Below are 5,394 nucleotides of genomic sequence, written 5' to 3' on the forward strand. Positions count from 1 at the left end.
TCGTAGTGGACGAGGCGACGAGTCCTTGGTTTTGACGCCAGTTCAGGACTCGTCGCCTCGTCCACTACCCTAAAAACAAGTCGTGACAGACTACTAGACAGGAAAGTCGCTGAAACCACCGCTCAAAGCGTTCGGTTTTGTTCACCGGGTGCAGAAATGCTTGCAAGCCGGATCCGGATCCCCAACAATAAGACGGGAATTCCACTGGACACTTTCGCGAGAAAGAGAAGGCGATCCTTCGCAGCGTAAAAGTTGTCAAGGAAATCTATCGCACCGGTGGAGAACATGCCGCACCGTCCGGTGCGGCATCACGGTGAGAACAAGTCACCCACGTGGACAAAGTCCGCGCCAGCTGATGAGAACAAGTGCCCGGAAGACGACTAATTCCCACCGGCAAACCGTGTAGAATCGACCTCACCACTTATTCCCACCTGTCCAACAGGTGAGAAACAAGTTCCCCGATTGATTAACTTTTGAATCCATACTCATCTCGACACGACGAGCCTTCGAGCGGAAGCCGCACCGTGGGATGGTTCAGCTGCAAAGCTGGGGCAATCGCTTTGGCAGTGCATTCGACTCTTGTGGTAGGGACGGCTCTCGTTGTTCGCTCAGGATTGAAGCAATCATCGGAGGCGGCTGGATTGTGGCTGTTGTGGTATGCTTTAGATTTTCCTGCTTCGCTTGGTGCTGGACCAGCCGAGAGTTCCCTGCGCGATGTGCTGGATTTCGATACCTTATATATTTTCGGTTTTGCCTGTTACTTCTTGGTGTTCGGCGGCCTCCAATACTTCATTGCGGTTGGCACTATTGGCGGATTGTATTCTCGGTTCGTGCGGCCACGCGAGAATCATGACGATCGAGACAACCAGACAACGATTTAATTTCACGAGGGCGGGGAACCATCCAATGCACCCGAGCGGCGAAGTCGGGCGTTTCCAAATGGACAATCTCTCGTCGCCGCCGGGTGATTGGTGACGTTCCCCGACTGATTGAATGTTTGCACCGCTCGTCCTGCCCTTCCAAATTACCGTAGCTACCTTCGCGATTCTTTGGTGCTTGGGTGCGATGTCACTTCGGTCCCCAAAGCGAATTGCTTGGCTGACTCTTGCCGGTATGCTCCTCTTCATCCCATCCTGCGTCGGAGTGATGGCAGTTGTCGACTTGCAACGTTACGGTCGATTCGATTACGCAAACGCGTCTCAGGTTCCCAGGGATGGGTACATTGAGATTCCAACAGATGCTACGGACATTACTCTTTATCGAAATGGCGCGGGTCACTGGTCGAAGTTCACCATCGACACTCCGTCGTTACGATCTTGGGTCGACGAGCGTCGTTCATTGCGTCCAGACTTGAATCAACACCATGACGATGATGAATGGCTGCCAAAATTAGGCGGTCCTCTATGGCAGCAGCAGCACATGATCGAATTGAGCCAGCAAGTTTTCAGCGACCGTTTTCCAGATACCGGCTGGACCTACGACCCATCAATGCTGGAATTGTACGTCAGGCGTTCTGACCGAGGTGGCGGCTACACCCTCTGGCATGTACCATCCAGTGGTGACACGTATATCAGCGCCCGATACTGGTAATGCGGCGAACCATTCCGATGCACGGGAGCGGCGAAGTCGCGTTTTGTGACAATTGAACATTCCTCGTCGCCGCCCCGTGATCGGCGACGTTCGTCGACAGCCTAATGCAACCTAACAGCGATGCAAAGCAATTGAAGTTTGAGCGGTTTGTCACCAAATGGACGGTGGGCGATACCTTCGCATATTGGCTCTGTCTTCTGAGACGCGACTCTAAGCTACCCGCGATACAAGAACTTGCCTCGGCGATGTCCTCCCAGTGCGATATCGAAGAGCAGATGTGTGACCCCGTGGGCTTTTCTGTCATTCATCCATACAGCCCTGATCCATTGATGCCTGTTGCGCCCGTATCCGTGGCCAAGCGATGGTCACCATTTCCCACCGCAGAAAAGAGCCTTGGTCAATGCTCCAAGCTCGAAATGGAAGAGAATGACCACTTGGTATTTGCGTACGCAGTTTGGGCTCCAACGTGGATCGCTGACACTCCTGGGAAGAGCTTTTCCAAAGACCGTCGGCATTTTCACTTTCTTTTAACGTCAGCTAGCGTCGCTGCTGCTGCGAACGGCATGGATATCTTCTTGGCTGGTAGAATTGGCTGGGACTATGAGACGGAACAGACCGGAATGAATCCCGAAGCGGCCGTAGCTATGTTGACATTCGGGTACCTATTCCCTGATCGCATTCCTCGTTAGCGACGAACCATTCAATGCACGCGAGGCCCGGTTGTGCCGTTAAATGAGTGATCAATCCTTCGCCCGTCCCGCGTGATTCCTACCGTTATTCGACTGAATCATGCCTAGCGAATCGGAGAATCCATATCGACCGCCCGAGCACGACCAACCGGAACACTATGTCGACGTGCTTCCGACGCCACAGGGCATTCGACGCTTTATCCCAGTCATTGTAGGACTGTCTTTTGTAGGCTACTGGATCGGAGGTTTGTACTTCTTCAAAGAGTGGCAACTCGATCTGATCGAGCTTCCCGAGTTTAAGAAACAGGCTCTCGTAAACGTGTCTGGCTCAATCGCTGTAACCGTCTGTTTATTTATCGCGTTATTGATGCGGCGTCCCATTTCGTTCTTGGTTCTTGACCTGCTTCTGATTTCGCTCCAATGCCGATTGTCCGTTCTTGCTGTGCGATCCGGGATGGTGACGAAGCTTGACGCATCAGTCCCGACGATTCCAATTTGTCTTGCACTGGTGGCCATTGCCTGGCTTGCGTTTGTATACTCACGCCCTCGGCAACGCCGGTGACACGGCGGAATAACCAATAAGGATTTGACTTCGCGTGGATGCGACGGTTGAGTCACTTTCTCTTTCAGCTTTCTTCGTTCGTCGCGGTTCAAAACTCGAGCGTCTAGCCGAAGCTCAAGTCCTCCGTTCAAGAAGCCCGGGGATGAACGCCGAACGGCCAGCCTGTTCTCCCTTGAACTTTGCTTCTGATTCCTGCCCTCCGGTAGAAGGCTCTGGTTCGTTCCAAGTGCAACTCTTCGGTGGTTGGCCACCTGCTCGGAGTTTGGTTGGACTGAATCGGCCGTGAATGGCATCGATTGAGATTCACTGCCCGGTGGTTTTGATGCAAGAGATTGCCGTCGCGACATATCATCCCCTTTCGCCCTCCTGAAGACGTTCGGATTCGCTCGGTCGTTTCACTTCCCTGGTTCATGCGTTAAGCAGTTCGGCAGGAGTCTTTCAGCATTTTGAATATTTTGGGTAGCGTCGTTGCTCCCACGTGCAACCGGGGCTAACGCCCAAACGGCTCACATGGTTTTGCTCGATCATTCCTGCCGACCTGCTTACCTCGTCGGTTCTTGATCGGCTTGTACCAGGCTTTTGTCTTTGGGAAGCGGTGAGGGTCAATTCCACGCCGCGTCCGATGACGCCCGAAACCACTCGCACCGTCTCGAACACCCGAACCCAATCCGCTTCGGTTCCCCTTCCTGACGGAACTGCAATCAACGTTCCGCCAGACGACTACGAGCTGTTTCGGCAACTGTTCCGTGAATTGGGACCGGTCAAATCGACACATGAAGCCCCGGGGCTTCCCGGGTTGCCCCAATGCGAAAGGATGCCTTTTGCGGCGGGAAATCTCGCAAATGTCGGGGTGATGGTGCGCGATGACGGTACTTTGACCTATTCGCTTGACGATTCCCACTACAATGGCGGTGATGCGAAACGATTCATCGTGGCCGCTGAATCGATTCGATCGCGATTGGGTCCGCCGTGAAAAAGGGAGATCTATTCCGATGCATGGGAGCGGCAAAGTAGCGTTTTCTAACAATTGAGAATCTCTCGTCGCCGCGCCATCAACGGTCACGTGATTCGCATTGCATACGAGGCATGTCAAACAATGAAACTTAAAACGAGACTAGTTGCCGTCGTGGTTGCGATCACGCTTGCCGGTTGCGACCAGGCTAAGAACTCGGACTTGGTGATTGACAATCGGGAGCCGGTATCGTGGATAAATAGTCCGCATTCAGAATGGCCACAGGTTCTACTGACAAATTACGCGGAATTTGATGGGCACACGTCACTCGAAGGCGCGAGTTCGTTTTTGGTCAAGAACAGCAAGGGAGCTGTTGTGGCGATTACCGCGAGACATTTGCTCAGTGAGCAGGGCGGTGTTGAACCAGCGATAGCGGTTGATCGTGTCAATGACGTATTGAAAGGATGGATTTTGTTTCCTCGTGACAACCCCGATGAGTTTGTCAGATTACGTGGCATAACGTTGTCTGACATGAGTCATTCGGACGAGGCATGGAACGAAATTGACTTTGTTGTCCTCGACCTTGCGGAAAACCCACCGAGTCAGTTCGAGCCACTTCCGATTCGGATATCGCCAATTCAAGTTGGCGAGAAGGTCTACCTTTTTGGCATCCCCTATGATGAATCAGGTGGCCAGAATATTTATTCAGGAACAGTTACTGAACGAAGTGGTACGCGATTTCGATACGACATTACACCATCAGCAAACATACGTGGATTCAGTGGTGCGCCAATTGTCGACTCCAAAGGATACGTCGTTGGATTGATGACAGTCTGGTTCCACGCTTCTATGGATGGTGACAATTACCTGGAGGCCGGCGGACAAGATATCGGATTGGTTGTCCCAGATATTTCGAGCCGGGCTTCAACTTTGACAACCGGCGAATCACCATGACATTGACAGGAATCGGGCTTGCGGCCGTTTTCAAGTGGAGTGTCAACCGTCGCGACCGGGTGATGTCCGCTGATACCCGACTGAAGTGCTTGAACTGAAATGGGCCTGGGCGAAGCTTCACTTGCAGTGTTTTTTTGCATCGCAAAGATTGCGTTGCTGGCTGCGATCCTTCTGACGGTGCTCTTACGCATCTTCCGCCGGTTGCATTTCGGCAAACTGCTACTACTTGGATTTGTCCTATGGATCGCGTTCACGTTGACGGGAACCAAGCTTTTCCACCACGACCGATTTGTCGAACTGCATCGATCTCACAACGACTATGTCCCGACGACCGGATGTTTAACCTACGAACCAAGCTTTGGGCATTTGTTCGCGTCGTATTCGATGTCACGCACCGAATTCGATGTTTGGATCGCTCAATTCCCTGTTCCTATATCCGAATACGATTCACAGCTTCAACGATTTGACGAAGCGCGACTCGGTTTTGCCGATCCTGATGCTGCCTTCGCAACCGAGTCCGCTTCGAACGGCGGACAAACGCGTGCTTATTTCAAGGACGGTACAATGTATCTTTCCCGAAACGTGATGTAGAAGATCGATCCCGTTCCGCCTCCCGCCGTGCCCATCGGCCACGGCGGGAGGCGGAG

General features: G+C 52.8%; 4 protein-coding genes. All 4 read left to right on the plus strand.

Annotated elements, in window-relative coordinates; all coding sequences use genetic code 11:
* Nucleotides 1-993: 993 nt before the first annotated feature.
* Nucleotides 994-1,590, plus strand: coding sequence for a hypothetical protein (locus tag RISK_RS01175; protein WP_047812430.1), 597 nt, complete (start codon nucleotides 994-996; stop codon nucleotides 1,588-1,590).
* Between the two features lie 104 nt (nucleotides 1,591-1,694).
* Nucleotides 1,695-2,279 (plus strand): hypothetical protein, encoded by a 585-nt coding sequence (locus RISK_RS01180; protein ID WP_047812431.1) that lies wholly within the window; start codon nucleotides 1,695-1,697, stop codon nucleotides 2,277-2,279.
* A 1,658-nt stretch (nucleotides 2,280-3,937) separates the two neighbouring features.
* A complete protein-coding gene (locus RISK_RS01195) occupies nucleotides 3,938-4,747 on the plus strand; it encodes a S1 family peptidase (protein WP_047812434.1) in 810 nt (269 codons plus the stop codon).
* A gap of 99 nt (nucleotides 4,748-4,846) precedes the next feature.
* A complete protein-coding gene (locus tag RISK_RS01200) occupies nucleotides 4,847-5,338 on the plus strand; it encodes a hypothetical protein (RefSeq protein ID WP_047812435.1) in 492 nt (163 codons plus the stop codon).
* Nucleotides 5,339-5,394 lie beyond the last annotated feature (56 nt).

The sequence above is a fragment of the Rhodopirellula islandica genome (genome assembly GCF_001027925.1).
GTDB lineage: Bacteria > Planctomycetota > Planctomycetia > Pirellulales > Pirellulaceae > Rhodopirellula > Rhodopirellula islandica.